Here is a 20,106-nt window from a genome sequence, read left to right on the forward strand (position 1 = left end):
CGTCCGCCGCTAGCTTACCCCGAAGGATAAACCCGCTCGACTTGCATGTATTAGGCACGCCGCCAGCGTTCGTCCTGAGCCAGGATCAAACTCTCCATAATAGTTTGGACACAGCAGAGAGACTTTGATCTACGATCAAAGATCCCTATATTATGTCCGTATATCTGAAAGCTTAATTGCTCATTTGCGTTGCTAGCGAGATTTTGCAATCTCTTTTTTTGAACGATTTCTCGTTCGTGCTTACTCACTCGTTGTTCAGTTTTCAAAGATCAATCACGCTTGTCCAACCTGCTCTCTCTCGAAAGCCGGAAGATCAATATACCATAGTTACTTTTCTTTTGCAACTTGTTTTTCTCAAGCTACTTTTGTATTTCCGCATGTCTCAGCGGCAACTTTTATAAGATAACACAGATGCCGCAACTGAGTCAACCCAAATACTAATGTATTATATTTACAGTTAGAGCAGTGCCAACTTCACACCAATCAGCAATATTAAACCAGGGATACCTAATAGAGTAGCCGTACCTAAGGTGGCCGTATTAATAGGCAGGTCTATATGCGTATACGAACTCAGTAGATTCAGTATATATAACAGAAATGCTGCAACTACCACATTTAAACCTAGTGATGCTACTAGTCTACCGCCACTGCGGCTTCGGAATACAATTAACACCAACATAAGAGAGGAGAGTATCAGCACCCCCCAAATGGCATATTTGAGAATCACGTTCTACACCTCCATTAAATGATCGCTGTCAATCAGACTTATCCCTAGCTTCTTGGCTTGTTTGATAAGCATTTCAAATCTCTTCTCTGCTGCTTCCATTGCGTAGATCGTATAGTCGATCTGATCCTTGTCCAAAGCGAACTCAAAGTGAGCCTGTGCCGCCACCCAAGTCTGATGCGCTGAACGTATCTCCTGAATCAACATAATCTTGTCCCTTTTCAGTTCTTCCCGAACTGTCTTCGCTCGCGGACTCTTAAATCCACGCATGCCTAATAGAGCCGGTTTCATAGGCAAACCTCCATTCCTCCCACAATTGGGTTGATTAATACATATGGGAATCGTGGAAGTTTCAGAACCATTGTCACTCTTTTATTAGACAGAAAAAAGAGAGCTTCGCAGCTCTCCCTAAGATGTATGCTTTTATAATTCCCTGCGACCTTCCATCGCCTTGGATAAGGTTACTTCATCCGCATATTCCAAATCGCCGCCAACAGGCAGACCATGGGCAATACGTGTAACACGCAACCCAAAGGGTTTGATCAGTCTAGATAAGTACATCGCTGTGGCTTCGCCCTCAATGTTCGGATTGGTGGCCAGAATCAATTCCTGCACCGTTTCATCACCCAAACGCTTCAGGAGTTCCGCGATATGAATTTGATCAGGACCGATACCCTCCATGGGAGATATCGCACCGTGCAGCACATGATAGTAGCCTTCAAATTCTTTGGTTCGCTCCAGAGCAACCAAATCCTTCGGCTCCTGTACAACACAGATGACGGAATTATCGCGGCTTTTATCCTGACAAATTCGACAAGGATCCACATCGGTAATATTGCAGCAAATGGAGCAATAGTGCAGGTTCCGCTTTACATTAACAAGCGACTTAGCAAAGTCGATCACGTCTTCTTCTTTCATTCTAAGCACGTGAAAGGCTAAGCGTCCCGCTGTCTTAGGACCTACTCCCGGCAATCGGGAGAAGGCATCGATTAACTTCGCTATCGGTTCGGGGTAATACAAAGGAAGTACTCCTTCATGGTACAGAATCGTTGGTTCTTCGTTGTCTTAGAACAATCCAGGGATATTCATACCGCCTGTGAATTTGCCCATATCTTTGTTAGCGATTTCTTCTGCTTTGGACATTGCGTCGTTCACAGCAGTCAACACGAGATCTTGCAGCATTTCAACATCCTCTGGATCAACCGCTTCTGGTTTGATCGTGATGCTTTGTACTTTCTTGTGTCCGTTAATGATACACGTTACCACACCGCCGCCAGCCGTTCCTTCGATCATCTTGGTTCCTAGTTCTTCTTGTGCCTTCATCATTTGCTCTTGCATTTTCTTCACTTGCTTCATCATTTGGTTCATGTTATTCATAATAGGTCGCTCCCTTGTATTTAGTCTTCTTTAATTGTTACTAACTCTTCGCCAAACAATTGGATGGCTTCGGAAATCCATTCTTCTTTGACCGCGTTTCCGCGACCATCCTCTGCCACTAGTTCCATCTCTTCCGGCGTGGCGTGCGTCGATTCACTCTTCGCATCATCCCATTCCTTACGCATCAAGGTCAACAAGCGCATCGACTTACCAAAGACAGACGAAAGGACTTGTTCAATGATGACTTTATTCTCTGGTTTTTCCGTTGTATTGCGATGCATCTCATTCTTGAATGCTACGAGTACAACATCATCTAGCATCGCTACCAGATCACCATTAACAAACCAAGCGTGAACGGTTATTTTCTTCTCTTTGACATCACCTAACACTTGACTCCACTTCATCAGCGCGGTCTTCGTCTCAGGACTTTCGGAGGCCTTCAAATACGGATCCAGCTTAAGCCCAGACTTCTTAGATGGTGCTGAGGCTACAGCCACTTTCGCCGCAGGCGCTTGCTTAGACATATCACCAGAAGCAGCTGTCACTCCCGATTTTACCAGTACTGCTAGCTGATCTTCAAGTTGTTTCATTCTCTGGGTCATCTGAGCGAAAAGATCACCTTGCGGTGCACGTCCTCCAGCGTCCTCCAAAGAACGAACAACCGAGCTTCCTTCGAGGCCGCGATGGCCACCGCTGATTTTCATAACGGCAATTTCGAGCAAGGTCTGAGGTTGTACCGAGTATTTCATCTCACTCTGATAATGGTTCAGCGTTTCAATCATACTCATCATTTCACTTGGCGTGAAGTGACTCGCAATTTTTTTAAGCTCTGCCATATCAAATACGCGTTCGGAGATCACAGGTGAATTCGGCACCATACGCACCATCAGCAAATCGCGGAAATAGTGAATCAAATTTTCGATACACTTGTCTGCGCTCTTCCCCTCTTGCATAAAGGTATCAATTAACTCTAGGGCAGCCCCCAGATTCTGTTCCTTGATATACGTAACAAGTCTCTTAAATTGATCCGATGCTATACCGCCTGTAATCGACAAAATATCAGCGAGCTGTATCTCTCCCGTTGCAAAAGACGCAGCCTGATCAAGCAGACTTAACGCATCCCTCATCCCGCCGTCGGATAATCTTGCTATATAGTGAAGAGCTTCTTTATCAATTGAAATTCGCTCTTGATCACAAACATACTGTAGACGCCCCACCTCATCCTCCATGGAAACGCGACGGAAGTCGAAGCGCTGACAGCGGGAAATGATGGTTGCTGGAATCTTATGAGGCTCCGTTGTCGCCAAAATAAACATCACATGCGCCGGCGGCTCTTCCAGTGTCTTCAATAAGGCATTGAATGCTTCTGTGGTCAGCATATGCACTTCATCAATAATGTACACTTTCTGCCTAACTTCAGTCGGTGCGTATTTGACTTTATCTCGGATATCTCGAATTTCTTCCACACCGCGATTGGAAGCCGCATCGATCTCCACAACATCCATTACAGCACCTTCCGTGATACGCTCACAGGCAGAGCATTCGTTGCAAGGCTCTTCAGAGGGTCCGTTTAAGCAGTTGATAGCCTTGGCTAAAATTTTGGCTGTACTTGTTTTACCCGTTCCACGGGGTCCGTTAAACAAATAAGCATGGGTTAGGCGATTTTCTCGCAGAGAATTCTGCAGTGTTTGTGTGATATGCCTCTGTCCGACAACATCACGAAACGTCTGCGACCTCCATGTACGATACAAAGCAATGTGTGCCATAGTGTTCCTCTCCAATAATCCCTGGGTGGATTGACTGTATTCATTATACTATAACGCTCCAAGGGATGAAATAGAGGATCACGTATAGGGAATCGTTATGGTGAATGTCGTTCCAAAACCTTTGGAAGCTACGCGGATTGTCCCACCCATATCATGAATGATACGTTGACATACAGAGAGTCCAAGTCCAGTGCCCGTATCCTTCGTCGTAAAGAAGGGATCAAATATTTTATCAATGACGAACATCGGAATCCCTGAGCCTGTGTCATGAATATCTACACACACATTTCGTTCATTCGTGTCCACGCGTTCGGAAATTGTCAAGACCCCACCTTCGGGCATGGCTTCGATCCCATTTTTGCAAACATTCAAGAATACTTGCTTCAATAGCTCATTATCTGCTATCACTTCAGGCAAGTGCGCCGAAGCCTCATAGTGGAGCTGAACATTATAAAGGATCGCTTCATTATGTATAACTGGCACTATGCCATGCAGTACATCCGTAACATGAATACGCTCATAGGCCACATGTTTGGGTTTACTCAGCATCAGAAACTCATTCACCAGTGCATTAATTCGATCAATCTCTCCCAGCATCACATCTGTAAAGTTCTGTTCCTTATCCATGCCACGGTCACCGAATGTGCGTCGCAGTATCTGTAAGAAGCCTTTGATTGATGTTAACGGATTGCGGATTTCATGGGCCGTACCCGCAGCAATTTGCCCGATCATGGCAAGACGATCGCTTCGCCAGACCATTTGTTCCAGTGAGCGTATATTGGTAACATCTTTGAAAATAACGTAGGCACCTACAATATTCCCTTGACCATCCTTCAAGACATTAGAATCGAGCAGCAGCTCAAACCGTTCTTGATTGTTCGTCCAGGAAACGGCATGATTCCGGACAATCGCGCCATTCAAAATCGTTCGTTGCACGAGCTGATGCTGGCTGGGAACTGTGGCAAAAATGTCATCCAACGACTTATTACGTATATGCTCTTTCTCCTTGGCCAACATTTGGCAGGCCCGATCACTGATGTCGACTAGTCGATAATCCATATCAATTAACAAAACACCTAAATTAATATCTTTCAAAAAGGCATCGGAAAAGCGTTGCAGCAAGTTTAATGCTTTGCCTTCTTCTTTATTTTCCAAAGATAATAGATATATACATTTATTATCGCAGTTCAGTTTGAGCATCGAGAATTGGAAGTAGATCATCCCCCCATTCTTAGCCATCAGAAAGCCATGGGGCCACTCGCCTACATCTGCTTCATGCTTAAAATGAAACTCGTATAACTCACGCAAAGTAGCCCTCACTTTAAAAAAACGAGGACACGGAACACCGGTAATTTCATCTGCTGAGTAACCTGAAACTTTCAAGAGCTGATCCGTTGCAAGAAGAATCTTCTCATCCTCATCAACCATCAGCATTCCTGTTTGTGTACTATGATTGAATAACTTCCGTAGTTCGTCTATCGATACCGAGCACATCTGAGGCGAATGAATGGGCATATCAACAGCTCCTTCACTTTCTCTTGTCGAACTATCTTCGAGCGGCATCAGTTCATGTATGTATTGTATAAATATTCTCTATATAGCCATATTTTTCCTGCTACACGCAAAAGAAAAAAACGCCACACTTGATGGCGTTTCGGTTATGTGTACATTCATATAAGTTATGATTACACCGTGCACCTGTTATTGATAAAGTGATACAAGCGAACTCTTATCGTTGGCTCAAATCAGGCAACCCCTCGGCACATGAAACATCTCACTTACGGCTGCTTCCTTCCAGACCTGACCGGGTTCATGAGCATCCATTGCGAAGGACCCAACTCTCAACACCACGTGTAAGAGCCAGACCTCACATCACAGTACCGCTAACAGGAATTCAACCTCGCTACAGCGGATTGCGAGTTACAGGGCACCGCTACCTCCCCGTCTAGCACAGTAAAAATAGTATAGCTGATTCACTGCTAAATAGCAACCTGAGGGAAAAAAGTACCTAATATAGGGATCTTTAGCGTTAGCTAAAGTCTCTCTGCTTTGGGATCTTTAGCGTTAGCTAAAGTCTCTCTAATTAATGCGCCATTCTCACTTGTATTTTATACCGCGGCATATTCGTCTCTAAAGCCATTTGAGCTTGCGACCGCAGCTCCTCAACTTGGGCTGCCGTCAAGGAAGCTTGCGGCTTAATTTTTACGTTGGCTGATGGCCCATTGATGGCGATATTGGTTTTCTCTATGCCTGGCAGCTGAGCAAGCACAGCCTTCATGAGATTGGCATCATCCTCGTAATGATGATACGTCGGATTCAATGGATTGTTCGGATTTACACTCGTAATGCCCAACATACCATCTTGCTTATAATTCTGAACCTTATACGTAGAGTCGTCATTCGTTTTCTTGTTGTTCCCCGTCCACATGCCACAACCTACTAAACTCGCTATAAGGAAAGCAGCTCCTGTAAGCTTAACTAGACCCTTGAACATAAAAACACCTCCCATTGGACTCTAAGCCTAAGCTTAGGATGACCAAGGGAGGTTGTCTTATGCTGATTGGCAATCAAGCAAATGATGCCAATTAGATTCCGTATTTCTTTTTGAACTTGTCGACACGGCCGCCTACATCGATAAACTTTTGTTTACCTGTGTAGAAAGGATGGCAATTGGAGCAAATCTCAACACGAAGATTTGGCTTGATTGAACCCGTTTCGAACACGTTACCACAAGCGCAAGTCACTGTGGTTGCATGATAAGTAGGATGAATTCCTGCTTTCATTTGGTTCACCTCTTTCCGCCCTGAATCATTTGCTGAAACAGAGTTAATGGACGTACTATTGCATTGTAGCATATTCGCAAGTCTGGATGCAACACAATAAACGACTCCATCGTCCTCTTGGACGAGTGCGTTTATCAAGAAAAATAGCCAAATTCTTGAGTGAAACAAGTAACGCTATTTTTTGGAAAAACAATCGGTTAAACCTTCCACCCAGTTGGTCTATAAGACCGGCGTGAGCGTACGCTCGCTTGTATAGAACTTAGGTGTATGAGAATAGGAACCGATCACCACATCCGGTAATTCTTGTTCAAAAATTTCTAACATTTGCTTCATCCCTAGCAATTCACCCTGAGCCTTGGGAATAATGCTCAAGTAGCTCTCGGGGTCAATATTTAAGTTGCGCATCTGGATCAATTTCAATCCCGTTCTACGTACAAATTCAATCATCGCTTCGATTTCCTCTTCCCGATCGGTAACACCTGGAAACACGAGATAGTTGATCGATGTGATGACACCTTTATCGGTTGCATACCGGAGAGACTTTTCTACATTCTTGAGCGTGTAGGCTCTCGGCTTGTAGTAGGCGTTGTAGTGATCATCCAAAGCGCTGATCGTACTTACACGCATGAGGTCGAGTCCCGCATCTACAATACCGCGAATATGGTCCGTAAGGCCCGCATTCGTGTTGATATTGATGTACCCCATCTTCGTTTGCTCACGCACTCGCTTGATGGCATCAATAATGATGACAGCCTGCGTGCTCGGCTCGCCTTCGCAGCCTTGTCCGAAGGAGATGATACTTTCCGGTGTCCGCAGATGTTCTAGCATGATCTCTGTAATCTCTTCGACTTTGGGTTTAAAATTCATACGTGTTTGCGGAGCAACAAAGCCACTCTCGTCTGGTTGCTCGGATATACATCCGAAGCATCCTGCGTTACAGGAATACGAGACGGGGACAGCCCCTTCCCAGCGCTGTAGGAATGTGTTCGAAGCGGTCAAGCACTCGTAGCCCAGCGCGCAGTTCGATAGATGCGCATATAAGCGATTCTCGGGATACTTGGCAACCAGCCGTTTGACTTCAACCTCGAGCACATCCGGGTCACAATGAATCGGGTTCCAGAAGTATGGATTATCTGTCAGCCGCGCGGCTACATAGAAGCCATCTTCCTTCCACACCACTGCAGTGTATCCGAATAAAGGCAGTGCCTTTGTTTTATCAGACTTCACATACCCTGGGAGGAGAAGTCTTGTGAAGCCTTGTGGAAGCAATGCTCCAACGGCGTGATAATCACCCTCCACCAGCTTCATCTCACCGGTTGCAGCATCAATGCCAACAGGACGAGTGAAGGGCAGACTAACGAGTGTGGATCCCTCCGGCAGAGGGATCAGTTCTTCATCTAATATTTCGGTGATCATTTCTGCATTTCGACCTAGGGCCAAATAATCAGGATGATCAAATACGTTTCCTTGTGAATCTGAATAAACCAAGTTCATAACGGTACTCCCTTTGTACTAAAGCTTAAGATGCTGAGTTTTTGACTTTGCCTTTATTCGGTCCTGAGGACGATCCCGCAGATGGGGAGTTCAGCGAGTCCAAAAACTCTTGATTCGTCTTCGTATCCGCAAGCTTCTTAATAAAGGTTTCAGTATATTCATGTGAATCATTCATGCCTTTGCGAAGTGCCCATACTTTCTCGAGTTCATCTTTTCCCAGCAACGCTTCCTCACGGCGAGTTCCTGAACGACGAATGTCAATAGCAGGGAAAATACGGCGCTCAGCCATTTTACGATCGAGATGAAGTTCCAGATTACCTGTCCCTTTAAATTCTTCATAAATAACGTCATCCATACGGGAGCCGGTTTCTACGAGTGCTGTAGCAAGAATAGTCAAGCTGCCGCCCTCTTCAATGTTACGAGCAGCTCCGAAGAAACGCTTGGGACGGTGGAAAGCCGCGGGGTCAACACCACCGGACAACGTCCGACCTGAAGGCGGTACTACGAGGTTATACGCTCTTGCTAAGCGCGTAATACTATCAAGTAGGATAACAACATCTTTCTTATGTTCAACTAGACGCATCGCGCGTTCTAGGACAAGTTCAGCAACTTTAATGTGATTCTCTGGAAGCTCATCGAAGGTCGAAGCCACTACTTCGCCTTTGACAGAGCGCTGCATATCGGTAACTTCCTCGGGACGCTCGTCGATCAACAGAACGAACAGTTCAATCTCTGGATAATTCGTAGAAATACTATTCGCAATTTCTTTGAGCAACAATGTTTTACCCGCCTTAGGCGGCGCCACGACAAGCCCACGTTGGCCGAGACCTACAGGCGCAAGCAAGTCCATGATCCGCATGGAAATCTTGTTCGGCTCCGTCTCAAGCGTAATCCGCGTATCTGGATAAAGAGGTGTCAACGCCGGGAAATGCAAGCGCTCCGCTGCTGTTTCCGGTTTCTCACCATTGACAGCTTCCACTTGGAGAAGTCCATAGTAACGCTCATTCTCCTTAGGCGGTCGACATTTACCAGATACGATATCACCTGAGCGTAAATCAAATTTGCGAATTTGAGAGGCTGAAATATAGATATCCTCTGAGCTAGGAAGGTAGTTAATTGGACGTAAAAATCCAAATCCTTCCTGCAAAATTTCCAAAACACCTTGCATGAACAAGAATCCACTCTCTGCAGCCTGTGCGCGTAAAATGGCAAAAATGAGTTCTCTTTTCTTCAACGTACCGTAATATGGGATCTGATGTTTCTTAGCTAGTTTATATAATTCAGTAAGCTTGAGTACTTCAAGCTCAGCAAGCTGCATGCTCATGTTTCAACCACCAAACTATTAAATTTTCAATTGGATTCTAGCATTGCCTGTTGTTTGGTACTTTATTCCTCGTTCTCACGCCAAACTTCCGCACCTAGGGAAGATAGATTAAATACTAAATTTTCGTAACCACGGTCGATAAACTCCACACCAGATACTTCCGTCACCCCACCTGTCATAACACTGAGGCCAGCGATGACAAGAGCAGCTCCTGCACGCAAATCTGTCGCCCTTACTTTCGCCGAGCTCAATTGCGAGCCCTCAATGATGGCGGAACGCCCTTCAACCTTCATTTTTGCGCCCATGCGTACAAGCTCTGGGATATGCTTAAAACGATTGCTATATACATGATCAGTTAATATACTTACACCTTTGGCTTGACAAAGTAAGCTAGCCATAGGAGATTGCAGATCCGTTGCAAATCCTGGGTAAATTAATGCTTTCACATCTACGCTTTCATAAATAGGCTGACCTACAATGCGAATGGATTCGTCCATTTCGTAAACATGAACACCCATCTCTTGCAGCTTCGCCGTAAGTGCCTCCAAATGCTTGGGAATTACGTTATCTACCGTTACATCACCGCGGGTTGCTGCAGCAGCAATCATATACGTTCCCGCTTGAATACGGTCCGGGATAATGGAATGACGGCAGCCATGGAGTTCAGAGACCCCTTCAATACGAATCGTATCCGTACCAGCTCCCTTAATTTTCGCACCCATCGAATTCAAAAGTGTTGCCACATCTATAATTTCAGGCTCTTTCGCCGCATTTTCAATCGTGGTTAATCCTTTAGCCCGTGAAGCTGCTAGCATAATATTAATCGTAGCGCCAACACTCGCCATATCCAAATAAATCTTAGCCCCGCGAAGTTCCTTCGCACGAATATGAAGGGCTCCGTTTTCGTTGCTTACCACAGCACCCAAGGCTTCAAAACCTTTAATGTGCAAGTCAATCGGACGCGGTTCAAAATTACACCCACCTGGAAGGCCGATTGTCGCCTCTCCAAATCGTCCCAACAGAGCTCCCATCAAATAATACGATGCCCGCAGCTTCTTCACTTTGCCATTCGGCATCGGAAGAGATTTCATTTGACTTGGATCTATCGTCATCCGATCTTCGTTCCAATCAATCGTCGCGCCTAAATCAGTCAATATTTCTGTATATATAGCCACATCACTTAAATGCGGAAGGTTATCCAACGTTACTGGTGTTTCTGCAAGTACTGCGGCAGGAATAAGTGCAATCGCACTATTCTTTGCTCCACTAATCTGAACTGTCCCCCGTAGTGGGCGTCCACCGACCACCATTAATTTCTCCAACATACTTCTCCCCCTAAACCAGGTGCCTTCTTACTAACCGTTAAATCCATATCAATCCATACATCCTATATATTCCACAAACATTCGACGAAAATCCACAAAAAAAGAAGCACAAGTATGAAACTCATACTTGGTTATCAACAAATAGAAGAAGGAAACGCTCGTAACGACACAGACAGATGGCAACGATTGTCGACCATCCACCTGTGTATTACTGCATTTCCTACCTTGTCTATACAATTTGGAATTAAGCTTGGTTGCTGCTTCCGAACAATTGAATTTTGGATTTTACTACTTCGATCATAGCGTTACGAGCTGGGGTTAGATATTTACGAGGATCATAAATTTTAGCATCTTTGTTCAGAGCTGCGCGGATGTTCTCTGTGCATGCCACTTGATTCTCTGTGTTCACGTTGATTTTGCCAACGCCTGCTGCAATGGATCTACGGATCATTTCGTCTGGAACGCCAGATCCACCGTGCAATACAACTGGAACTGGGATTGCTTTGGAAACTGCTTCAATAATATCAAAGTGAATGTTTGGCTCGCCAGCGTACATACCATGTGCAGTACCTACTGCGATTGCCAAACAATCCACGCCTGTTTCTTCGTAGAAACGGATCGCTTCTTCTGGATTTGCAAGGTTAGCGTGCTCTTCATCAACAGAAATGTCATCCTCAACGCCACCGATTGTTCCAAGCTCACCCTCAACGGATACGCCCATTGCACGAGCAGCTTTAACAACTTCTTTCGTCAACCGAATGTTTTCTTCGAAAGAATAGTGGGAACCATCAAACATAACGGAGCTGAATCCTGCACGGATACATTTCATTGCTACTTCAAACGAACTACCATGGTCTAAGTGCAAAGCGATCGGAAGACCGGATTTCTTAGCTGCTGCTTCTGCAATAGCTACGGTAAACTCGATACCCATATATTTCAGTGCGCCTTCGCTAACACCATAAATGAACGGGGATTTCAGTTCGATTGCAGCTTCAACAATCGCTTGAGCGAACTCAAGGTTATTCATGTTAAATTGTCCTACCGCGAACTTGTTCGCTTTTGCCTTAGGTAAAAATTCATTCATTGAAACCAATGCCATGTTTCTCTTCCTCCTAGAACCTTCTTTAGTAGATGCGCATACCGCTCTCTGTCATACCTGAGTTATTATAGCACATAACTTTTCAAATGATAACCAAGCCTTTACTTTTCCAAAACAAAAAAAGACCCTATAACTAGGATCCTACGGCGAAACCACTGCTTGATTCATTATTCAATTGCATATTCACAGCCAGTCGCAGCTCATCGATATCAAACGGCTTCGTAAAATGCATAATCGCACCTAAATCCGTCGCTTCTTTGATCATATCAAGTTCACCATACGCCGTCATCATGATCACTTTGATAGACACATCAATTTCTTTGACATGCTTCAGAATATCAAGTCCGTCCATACCGGGAATTTTCATGTCTAGTAGTATGAGATCAGGTGAAACATTTCTTACGATATCCAAGGCCAGCTTGCCGTTGGAGGCTTGATAGGTGTCGTACCCTTCATTACTGAATACTTCCATGAGAAGTACGCGAATTCCATTTTGATCATCAACTACCAACACTTTTTTCTTCATATCCAAGTCTCCTCCCGAAAACGAATAACAAGTTCCAATCCTATGTGTCAAGGTATTCGCTATTCATTTTCGTTTTCCTTCTGAGGAGAGCAGCTTTTTGAAAAGTTTTACATAAAAGTTGATTCACAGGAGACGGATCCCCTGCATCGCAACGTAAATTTTAACGAGCTATCGATTGTGCAGCTCTCACGAATTCGCGAAAAAGCGGCTGAGGACGGTTCGGACGGGATGTAAATTCTGGATGGAATTGTACAGCCAAGAACCAAGGGTGACCAGGAAGCTCAACCATCTCAACCAGACGACCATCTGGTGATGTACCTGAAATACGCAAGCCAGCGGATTCAATCAACTCACGGTATTCGTTATTAAATTCATACCGGTGGCGATGTCTTTCATAAACAAGCTCATCGTTATACGTAGTAGCAGCTAATGAACCCGGCGTTAGCTTACAAGGGTATAGGCCTAAACGCATCGTACCGCCTAGATTCTCAATATCCTTTTGCTCTGGCAATAGATCGATAACTGGATACGCCGTTGTTGGATTAATCTCGGAGCTATTCGCGCCATCCAAACCACAAACAGAACGTGCGTATTCGATAACAGCGACTTGCATCCCCAAACAAATGCCGAAGAAAGGAATTTCTTTCTCACGTGCATAACGAATTGCCGCTACTTTCCCTTCAATACCGCGATCACCAAATCCACCTGGAACGAGAATACCTTGCACACCAGAGAGAAGCGAATGTACGTTATGATCATAGATATCTTCGGCATTGACCCAGCGGATATCAATCTCGGAATCATTATCGATACCAGCGTGTCCTAGTGCTTCAACAATACTAAGATACGCATCGTGAAGAGCTACGTACTTACCAACGATTGCGATCTCTGTTTTCTTCGTCAAGGATTTAACCTTACGAACGAGACTTTCCCATTCCGTCATATCCGGTTGGTTCGTGCTAAGTTTCAAATGATTCACAACGTAATCATCCAGACCTTGCTCACGAAGCATCATCGGTACTTCATACAAGGTTTCTGCATCTTTACACTCAATAACTGCGGCTGGATCGATATCACAGAACAAAGCTAGCTTACGCTTCATATCTTCTGTCAACGAATGCTCGGTACGGCAAACGATCACATGTGGTTGAATACCAAGGCCGCGTAGTTCTTTAACGCTATGCTGCGTTGGTTTTGTTTTAACTTCTCCAGCTGCTTTGATATAAGGAATCAGCGTAACGTGAATGTACATGACGTTCTCGCGGCCGATATCATTTTTCATTTGACGAATCGCTTCAAGGAACGGCAAGCTCTCGATATCTCCTACCGTACCACCAATTTCTGTGATAACGACATCGGACCCAGCCTCACGACCTGCGCGAATAACACGCTCTTTAATTTCATTGGTAATGTGCGGGATAACCTGAACAGTGCCGCCAAGGTACTCGCCTCTACGCTCTTTGGTAATAACAGAGGAGTAGACTTTACCTGATGTCACGTTCGAGCTTTTGGATAAGTTAATGTCGATAAAACGCTCATAATGACCTAAATCCAAATCCGTTTCTGCACCATCATCGGTTACGAAAACTTCACCGTGCTGGTAAGGACTCATGGTTCCTGGGTCCACGTTAATATAAGGATCGAACTTCTGGATCGTTACTTTCAAACCTCTGTTCTTGAGCAGTCTTCCTAAGGAAGCTGCGGTAATTCCTTTGCCAAGGGATGAAACTACGCCTCCCGTAACGAAAATGTATTTTGTCACTATGTACGCCTCCTAAAAGTTTTAGTATAAAACGACTTCATAAGCATGAGCTAAACGCGTTTTCGCTAGAAAACTGGCTTCGTAAGAATTAAGCTCTTGGGTGTCGCCAGAACAAAGGTGTGATAGCATTAGCTTCTGCTAAATAAGTGTTTTCATGAACAAATTACAAAAAAAAGCACAAAAAAACAAAAAAAGTGACACCCGTAGTGACGGGGCACTTTTTGAACGCATGCGCGAATTGTTAAGATTCTTTTAAAGCCCATGCAATAGTTTACTCTGAACGCGTAGTGACTGTCAAGACAAGTTATTTGTCGTCGTCGTCTTCCAAATCATCGTCATCAGTGTCATCGGATTCCGCGTCCAAATCATCTTCGTCGTCCTCAGTGTCATCGCTCTCTTCGATACCCGCTTCACCAAGATCTTCTTCGATTTCTTCGTCTTCAAAGAATTCAGTATCCTCTTCCGCTTCTTCTTCCTCTTCGGTTTCGGTACCAAATGCATCATATTCGTCTTCTTCTGCGTATGTATCTTCTTCTTCCGCGTAGACGTCTTCATCCAAATCATCATCTTCATCGTTAATGATTCTAGGACGCTTCGCATTTCCAACTGCATCGTCGGATTTCTCAACTGGATACCAACGCTTCAAGCCCCATAGGTTCGTTCCTACGCAAGCAAAACGTCCATCGATGTTGATCTCCGTATATAGTTGGGCGATCACTTGCATGACATTATCTTCGGAAAGCCCTTTTATTTTAGCAATTTCAGCCATAAGTTCACGGTAATAAAACGGCGTATTCGCCGACTTCAGCAATTCGAACGCCAAATCCACCATGGGCATTTCGCGTGCTTGCTCTGTGGTGATTTTGAGTGTGTATTCGCTGCTCATCTAAGGCACATCCTTTTCGATCATTTCTTGACTACGTTATCTACCATAACCAATATCTTCATTAAGTAAAACCTATTTTTTCTAAAATTGCAACTACCCCACAATAAACGTCTACATCGACCTCTTAGGTCGAGTGCTTTTATCATGAATATAGCCTATTTATTGTAAAACATATAAATTCTATATTTTTAAATACACGACTGCTTAGAATCTAAAAATACCCCTGAAATGAATACAAGCGAAGGTCCCCCTCCGCCTGCGACTGTACCCTAAGGAACCGCCCGCTGATGAACAGATGACGTTTCCACTACCTGAGAAAGAGACACTCCTGCCCGCGCCTCTCTATGTATCCTATGTTGAACCTACGCATCTGACACGGCTTCGCACCCATTTATTTCTATAAAGGCGATGACACGGTCAAGTGAGATGACCTGTACATAGAATAGGGGAGATACGATCATATGTTGTAACGGGGGGATGGCACGATGGATATAGCCACCTTTCTTCATCTGCTTCATGAAGATCTAGGTCTCACTAAACAGCCAGCTAAAAAATATCTCATCCACTTCACCTCAAAGCCGGACTACTTTGCCTGCAAATCAGAGCTCCTCCGAATGACGTCTGAACTCCCCGGCCTATTTATGGTTCAGCCTTTAGACATTGTTCACGCCTTCTCCTGCACGCTGTGTCCAGATACAAAACTCAGAAGCTTTGCCAGCACGACACGTATCGAAGAGGATACGAAATTAATTATAAATAAAGGTAAAGGCCGAAAAACCATTCCGAAACGAGCTAAAATCTTATCCAGTTCACGTACGCGCACGATTCCTTGGGGGGTTGATCAAATTGGTGCTCCTGAAATCTGGAGCAAATCCGTCGGGCAAAATATTCACATCGGCGTCATTGATACTGGCATCGATTTCAAGCATCCTGATTTGCGGAACTCGATCTCGCAAGGCATCAACTTATTAAATCGCAGGCTGCTTCCCCATGACGACAACGGACATGGTACACACATCGCGGGTACAATCGCGGCGACAGGCCGTAATTCCGGCATTGTTGGTGTAGCGCCACGGGCGATCATTCATCCTGTTAAAGCTTTTGACCAAAATGGAAGTGCCTATGTGTCCGATATCATTGCCGGTATCGATTGGTGCGTCCAAAATGACCTCGATATTATTAATATGAGTTTCGGCATGAAGACGTACAATCCCACGTTGGAGCAGGCGGTTCTTAACGCCTACTACAGAGGGAAGGTTATCGTAGCCTCTTCTGGTAATGATGGCAGAAAGAAAACCATTGATTACCCTGCTCGGTTTGCCCAAGTTGTCTCCGTTGGGGCGACAACACGGACCGGCAAGATTGCTCCCTTCAGCAATCGAGGAACACAAATCGACATCTATGCTCCCGGTGAGCGTGTGTATTCCTCTTGGCTGGGCGGCAAATATAATGAGCTCAGCGGCACTTCGATGGCAACAGCGCATGTAAGCGGTGTAATCGCCTTAATGCTTTCGCTGCGATCCATGTCGCCAGCCCAAATTAAGAGCGCGCTACGCCGCTGCTCGTTCCCTTTGAGCAAGCGAGCGAACGCCCGCTGGCAGCCAGGGCAATTGAATGCCCAGCGAGCGATACGCGCAGCTGGGCAGGAATAAATGAAGCGCAGGGGACCTCTGCGCTTGAAAAGTGAATAAGCTCCCCTTGTGACCAGCGGTCAAGGGGAGCTTATTCTGTGTTTGAGCGGGTGTTACATCCGCTCAGGGGCGGACACGCCAACGACGCGAAGCGTATTGGCTAGGGTCGTGCGCAGCGCGCCGAGTAGCGCGAGGCGTGCCTGGGTTAAGGCTGCGTCATCGGTGATGACGTAGTGGCCTCTGTAGTAGCTATGGAACTGGCTCGCCAGTTCGTAGACATAGCGGATCAAGCGGTGCGGCGCGTACTGCTCAGCCGCAATGGCGATCTCTTCCGGAAGCTCGCCGATCTTGCGCAGCAAGTCGAACTCGGCTTCCGAAGAGAGCTGGGACAGGTCAACTTGTTCCAGCGGCAGTACGGCAATGTTCTGCTCTTCCGCTTGGCGGAAGATGCTGCAAATCCGTGCATGGGCATATTGCACATAGAACACAGGATTCTCATTGGACTGGGAAACCGCCAGGTCCATGTCGAAGTCCAAATGCGAGTCCATGCTACGCATAGCGAAGAAATAACGAATCGGATCTACGCCGACTTCGTCCATCAAGTCCTCCATCGTAACGGCTTTGCCGGTACGTTTGGACATTTTGACCTTTTCCCCATTCTGGAATAAGCTCACCATTTGGGCAATCAGTACGACAAGTCGGTCTGCTTCAAAGCCAAGGGCTGTCATTGCTGCTTTCATCCGCGGGATGTAGCCATGGTGATCGGCACCCCAGATATTAATTAAGCGGTCGTAGCCGCGTCCGAATTTGTTGCGGTGGTAGGCGATATCCGGCGTTAGGTAGGTAAAGGAACCATCGTTTTTAATTAAAACACGATTCTTGTCATCCCCAAGAGGCGTCGTATTCAGCCATGTTGCGCCCTCTTCTTCATAGATATGCCCGTTATCGCGAAGCTCTTGAAGCACAGGCGGGATCAGGTTATCTTCATAGATCGACGTCTCGGAGAACCAATGGTCGAAATGGACACCGAAGCGGCCCAAGTCGCGTTTGATTTTATCGAGCTCCTTCTCAAGTCCATAGGTACGGAAATAAGTACGACGCTCCTCATCTGACAAGCTAAGCAGGCGATCACCTTCAACTGCTGCCAAATCTGTTGCAAAGCCTTTAATATCTTCGCCAAAATAACCATCCTCTGGCATTTCCGCCTCTTGACCCAGCGCTTGCAAATAACGTGCTTCGATGGATTTGGCCAAGTTGATAACCTGGTTACCCGCATCATTGATGTAGTACTCACGTGAAACGTCATAGCCCGCTAGGTCCAATACATTACAGAGTACATCTCCAACTGCCGCTCCACGCGCATGTCCGAGGTGTAAGGATCCTGTAGGGTTGGCACTTACGAACTCCACTTGCACTTTAAGGCCTTGTCCCACGTTTGATTGGCCGTAGCGTTCACCTTGTTGTTGCACATCTGCGATCACAGGGTAGAGATAAACTTGGTCCATTTTAAAATTAATAAATCCTGGTCCAGCAATTTCCGCTTCCGAAATATTAGCCGCGTCTTTGTTCAGATTCGCAATAATTTGCTCCGCGATCTGTCTAGGATTAACCTTTGCAATACGCGTCAACTGCATCGCTACATTCGTCGCGAAATCGCCGTGCGTCTTCTCTTTTGGCACTTCCAGAATAATTTCTGGCAGCTGGGCCTCTGCGACGATGCCTGCCGCTAGGACAGCCTCTTTGATCGCTTGCTTCACTTTCGCTTTTACTTCGTTTAGTACATCCATTCGTCTTACTCCTCCTGAATTAACAACTTGATTCGATAGGCTCCCGCATGCGTGCCTGATGCATATAGATCATAGCTCCACCTCGTAATTCCGATCCCATGGATGGCCTCAGAGGTCAGCTTGTGCGTCTCAATTTCCAGTTCCATTCGGAGCTGTGGTGTGTGATAAAAGCCTGTCCGCTTCTCCCCAGGGACGAAGGTTTGCTCCGCTTGTACATCACCTTGGCGAATAATGCGAATCTGATTGTCTTCCAGTTTAATGATCGTCACAGTCCGTCCAAGCTCAGTCGGCTCTTCTTCATAGCGGATATACGTATGATCACCTTTGCGATAGAGATCCCCGCGCGCCTTCTGCACCGTGGTCTCGCTCCCGCTTCGACTCTCGATTCGAATCCGCACCCGCTGCTTATCCGTCATGATTCGTCTCTTCCCCTTCTCTACGCTCTTGGACCTTATGCCAAGATAAGGCATGTTTGCTATTAGTTTATATGAAAGGATAAGCAAATTCAATGTACTTGGGTGATAGCGACGCTTAGAATCCATATCCATATTAGCAAAATGATACAAAGAAGCCTCCTTATCCGTTAGAAAACGGACTTGGAGGCTTCTAAAGTTTATATCGCAGGAACGGCATCCCCATCGCTACCCATTGCTCCTTAGCAGGACCATAGGCACCAATGACAGGCAAGCCGCTTATTTAATCAAATCTTCAACAAATTTAGGCAACACGAACGCTGCTTTGTGCAAGCGTGGTGTGTAATATTTCGTAGGGAATTCTGGGATTGCTGATTCTTCTACTTGAAGTGGGTCGTGCTTTTTGCTGCCCATTGTGAATGTCCACAGACCGCTTGGGTAGGTAGGGATATTTGCGCTGTACACACGAACGATTGGGAAAATTTCTTTCACGTCGCGATTTACCGTTTGGATCAAATCAGCTTTGAACCATGGGTTATCGGTTTGAGCTACGAAGATCCCGTCTTCTTTTAACGCGTCGAAGATGCCTTGGTAGAAGCCTTTGGAGAACAGCTCAACAGCTGGGCCTACAGGCTCAGTGGAATCAACCATGATGACATCGTACGTATTTTTGTGATCGTGAATGTGCATGTAGCCATCGTTAACGATAACTTCAACGCGTGGGTTGTCCAATTCGCCAGCGATCGTTGGCAGGTATTTCTTGGAGTACTCGATCACTTTGCCATCGATATCAACAAGAACAGCCTTCTTCACTTTCGGGTGCTTCATGATTTCACGAATCACGCCGCCATCGCCGCCGCCTACAACAAGAACGAACTCTGGGTTAGGGTGAGTAACGAGTGCAGGATGAGCAACCATTTCATGATAAACGAACTCATCTTTTACCGTTGTCATAACCATACCGTCAAGTGTAAGCATCGTGCCCCACTCTTCCGTTTCGATCATGGATAGATCTTGGAAATCCGTTTGCTCTCTCACGTAAGTCTCAGTGACTTTCGCCGTGATACCGAAGCTATCGGTTTGTTTCTCTGTGTACCATAATTCCATGAATAACCCTTCTTTCTCTTCTCTATTTGGATGAATAATTCCTGACATTCGATATCTCTAACAGTGTTCCACCAGTTGGAAAAGTCATACGAGTTCGGGCAC

The 20,106-nt window shown here is 45.7% G+C and carries 19 protein-coding genes, 1 rRNA gene and 1 other RNA gene; 1 reads left to right on the plus strand and 20 read right to left on the minus strand.

What is annotated here, in order from left to right; all coding sequences use genetic code 11:
- From AC58PQ_RS23895 to rpoE, 17 genes are all read right to left on the minus strand, one after another.
- A 16S ribosomal RNA gene (locus AC58PQ_RS23895) occupies window positions 1-101 on the minus strand; the annotation flags it as partial.
- A 356-nt stretch (window positions 102-457) separates the two neighbouring features.
- Window positions 458-727: a pro-sigmaK processing inhibitor BofA family protein gene (locus tag AC58PQ_RS23900; protein WP_497246041.1), complete on the minus strand. Its 270-nt coding sequence runs from the start codon at window positions 725-727 to the stop codon at window positions 458-460.
- 3 nt (window positions 728-730) lie between these two features.
- Window positions 731-1,015: a DUF2508 family protein gene (locus AC58PQ_RS23905; RefSeq protein WP_497246043.1), complete on the minus strand. Its 285-nt coding sequence runs from the start codon at window positions 1,013-1,015 to the stop codon at window positions 731-733.
- A 132-nt stretch (window positions 1,016-1,147) separates the two neighbouring features.
- Window positions 1,148-1,744, minus strand: coding sequence for a recombination mediator RecR (gene recR, locus AC58PQ_RS23910; protein WP_497246045.1), 597 nt, complete (start codon window positions 1,742-1,744; stop codon window positions 1,148-1,150).
- Between the two features lie 45 nt (window positions 1,745-1,789).
- A complete protein-coding gene (locus tag AC58PQ_RS23915; protein WP_310501899.1) occupies window positions 1,790-2,101 on the minus strand; it encodes a YbaB/EbfC family nucleoid-associated protein in 312 nt (103 codons plus the stop codon).
- 20 nt (window positions 2,102-2,121) lie between these two features.
- The gene (dnaX, locus tag AC58PQ_RS23920; RefSeq protein WP_497246047.1) at window positions 2,122-3,867 is read right to left on the minus strand and encodes a DNA polymerase III subunit gamma/tau; all 1,746 of its coding nucleotides are present in this window, start codon (window positions 3,865-3,867) and stop codon (window positions 2,122-2,124) included.
- A gap of 78 nt (window positions 3,868-3,945) precedes the next feature.
- Window positions 3,946-5,382, minus strand: coding sequence for an ATP-binding protein (locus AC58PQ_RS23925; protein WP_497246049.1), 1,437 nt, complete (start codon window positions 5,380-5,382; stop codon window positions 3,946-3,948).
- Between the two features lie 175 nt (window positions 5,383-5,557).
- Window positions 5,558-5,821, minus strand: an RNA gene (ffs, locus tag AC58PQ_RS23930) — signal recognition particle sRNA large type.
- Between the two features lie 129 nt (window positions 5,822-5,950).
- Entirely contained in the window at window positions 5,951-6,361 is a 411-nt protein-coding gene (locus AC58PQ_RS23935; RefSeq protein WP_497246051.1) for a hypothetical protein, read from the minus strand.
- Between the two features lie 91 nt (window positions 6,362-6,452).
- Window positions 6,453-6,650, minus strand: coding sequence for a 50S ribosomal protein L31 (gene rpmE / locus AC58PQ_RS23940; RefSeq protein ID WP_056621960.1), 198 nt, complete (start codon window positions 6,648-6,650; stop codon window positions 6,453-6,455).
- A 219-nt stretch (window positions 6,651-6,869) separates the two neighbouring features.
- A complete protein-coding gene (locus AC58PQ_RS23945; protein WP_497246053.1) occupies window positions 6,870-8,144 on the minus strand; it encodes a radical SAM family protein in 1,275 nt (424 codons plus the stop codon).
- A gap of 25 nt (window positions 8,145-8,169) precedes the next feature.
- On the minus strand, window positions 8,170-9,468 hold the full coding sequence (rho, locus tag AC58PQ_RS23950) for a transcription termination factor Rho (protein WP_477588467.1): 1,299 nt from the start codon (window positions 9,466-9,468) through the stop codon (window positions 8,170-8,172).
- Between the two features lie 62 nt (window positions 9,469-9,530).
- The gene (murA, locus tag AC58PQ_RS23955) at window positions 9,531-10,790 is read right to left on the minus strand and encodes a UDP-N-acetylglucosamine 1-carboxyvinyltransferase (RefSeq protein WP_497246191.1); all 1,260 of its coding nucleotides are present in this window, start codon (window positions 10,788-10,790) and stop codon (window positions 9,531-9,533) included.
- 247 nt (window positions 10,791-11,037) lie between these two features.
- On the minus strand, window positions 11,038-11,892 hold the full coding sequence (gene fba / locus AC58PQ_RS23960; RefSeq protein ID WP_497246055.1) for a class II fructose-1,6-bisphosphate aldolase: 855 nt from the start codon (window positions 11,890-11,892) through the stop codon (window positions 11,038-11,040).
- 133 nt (window positions 11,893-12,025) lie between these two features.
- Entirely contained in the window at window positions 12,026-12,418 is a 393-nt protein-coding gene (locus AC58PQ_RS23965) for a response regulator (protein ID WP_497246057.1), read from the minus strand.
- 160 nt (window positions 12,419-12,578) lie between these two features.
- Complete coding sequence (pyrG, locus tag AC58PQ_RS23970; RefSeq protein ID WP_497246059.1) at window positions 12,579-14,180, minus strand: CTP synthase; 1,602 nt, start codon at window positions 14,178-14,180, stop codon at window positions 12,579-12,581.
- A 304-nt stretch (window positions 14,181-14,484) separates the two neighbouring features.
- Entirely contained in the window at window positions 14,485-15,066 is a 582-nt protein-coding gene (rpoE, locus tag AC58PQ_RS23975; protein WP_497246061.1) for a DNA-directed RNA polymerase subunit delta, read from the minus strand.
- Between the two features lie 485 nt (window positions 15,067-15,551).
- On the opposite strand from rpoE, the gene AC58PQ_RS23980 reads away from it, so the two are divergent.
- Complete coding sequence (locus tag AC58PQ_RS23980; RefSeq protein ID WP_497246063.1) at window positions 15,552-16,718, plus strand: S8 family peptidase; 1,167 nt, start codon at window positions 15,552-15,554, stop codon at window positions 16,716-16,718.
- Between the two features lie 92 nt (window positions 16,719-16,810).
- Here the strand turns inward: AC58PQ_RS23980 and argS are convergent, their stop codons facing one another.
- From argS to speE, 3 genes are all read right to left on the minus strand, one after another.
- Complete coding sequence (gene argS / locus AC58PQ_RS23985) at window positions 16,811-18,484, minus strand: arginine--tRNA ligase (RefSeq protein WP_497246065.1); 1,674 nt, start codon at window positions 18,482-18,484, stop codon at window positions 16,811-16,813.
- Between the two features lie 5 nt (window positions 18,485-18,489).
- The gene (locus AC58PQ_RS23990; protein ID WP_497246067.1) at window positions 18,490-18,900 is read right to left on the minus strand and encodes a YwiB family protein; all 411 of its coding nucleotides are present in this window, start codon (window positions 18,898-18,900) and stop codon (window positions 18,490-18,492) included.
- A gap of 276 nt (window positions 18,901-19,176) precedes the next feature.
- Window positions 19,177-20,004: a polyamine aminopropyltransferase gene (gene speE / locus AC58PQ_RS23995; protein WP_477588496.1), complete on the minus strand. Its 828-nt coding sequence runs from the start codon at window positions 20,002-20,004 to the stop codon at window positions 19,177-19,179.
- Between the last annotated feature and the right edge of the window lie 102 nt (window positions 20,005-20,106).

This window comes from Paenibacillus sp. J22P143 (genome assembly GCF_059692035.1).

What these genes read in the sequence shown, in the direction of transcription:
- AC58PQ_RS23905 (WP_497246043.1), bottom strand. Translation starts at nt 1,015, where the DNA reads ATGAAACCGGCTCTATTAGGCATGCGTGGATTTAAGAGTCCGCGAGCG.
- AC58PQ_RS23915 (WP_310501899.1), bottom strand. Translation starts at nt 2,101, where the DNA reads ATGAATAACATGAACCAAATGATGAAGCAAGTGAAGAAAATGCAAGAG.
- dnaX (WP_497246047.1), bottom strand. Translation starts at nt 3,867, where the DNA reads ATGGCACACATTGCTTTGTATCGTACATGGAGGTCGCAGACGTTTCGT.
- AC58PQ_RS23925 (WP_497246049.1), bottom strand. Translation starts at nt 5,382, where the DNA reads ATGCCCATTCATTCGCCTCAGATGTGCTCGGTATCGATAGACGAACTA.
- AC58PQ_RS23935 (WP_497246051.1), bottom strand. Translation starts at nt 6,361, where the DNA reads ATGTTCAAGGGTCTAGTTAAGCTTACAGGAGCTGCTTTCCTTATAGCG.
- rpmE (WP_056621960.1), bottom strand. Translation starts at nt 6,650, where the DNA reads ATGAAAGCAGGAATTCATCCTACTTATCATGCAACCACAGTGACTTGC.
- AC58PQ_RS23945 (WP_497246053.1), bottom strand. Translation starts at nt 8,144, where the DNA reads ATGAACTTGGTTTATTCAGATTCACAAGGAAACGTATTTGATCATCCT.
- rho (WP_477588467.1), bottom strand. Translation starts at nt 9,468, where the DNA reads ATGAGCATGCAGCTTGCTGAGCTTGAAGTACTCAAGCTTACTGAATTA.
- fba (WP_497246055.1), bottom strand. Translation starts at nt 11,892, where the DNA reads ATGGCATTGGTTTCAATGAATGAATTTTTACCTAAGGCAAAAGCGAAC.
- AC58PQ_RS23965 (WP_497246057.1), bottom strand. Translation starts at nt 12,418, where the DNA reads ATGAAGAAAAAAGTGTTGGTAGTTGATGATCAAAATGGAATTCGCGTA.
- rpoE (WP_497246061.1), bottom strand. Translation starts at nt 15,066, where the DNA reads ATGAGCAGCGAATACACACTCAAAATCACCACAGAGCAAGCACGCGAA.
- AC58PQ_RS23980 (WP_497246063.1), top strand. Translation starts at nt 15,552, where the DNA reads ATGGATATAGCCACCTTTCTTCATCTGCTTCATGAAGATCTAGGTCTC.
- argS (WP_497246065.1), bottom strand. Translation starts at nt 18,484, where the DNA reads ATGGATGTACTAAACGAAGTAAAAGCGAAAGTGAAGCAAGCGATCAAA.
- AC58PQ_RS23990 (WP_497246067.1), bottom strand. Translation starts at nt 18,900, where the DNA reads ATGACGGATAAGCAGCGGGTGCGGATTCGAATCGAGAGTCGAAGCGGG.
- speE (WP_477588496.1), bottom strand. Translation starts at nt 20,004, where the DNA reads ATGGAATTATGGTACACAGAGAAACAAACCGATAGCTTCGGTATCACG.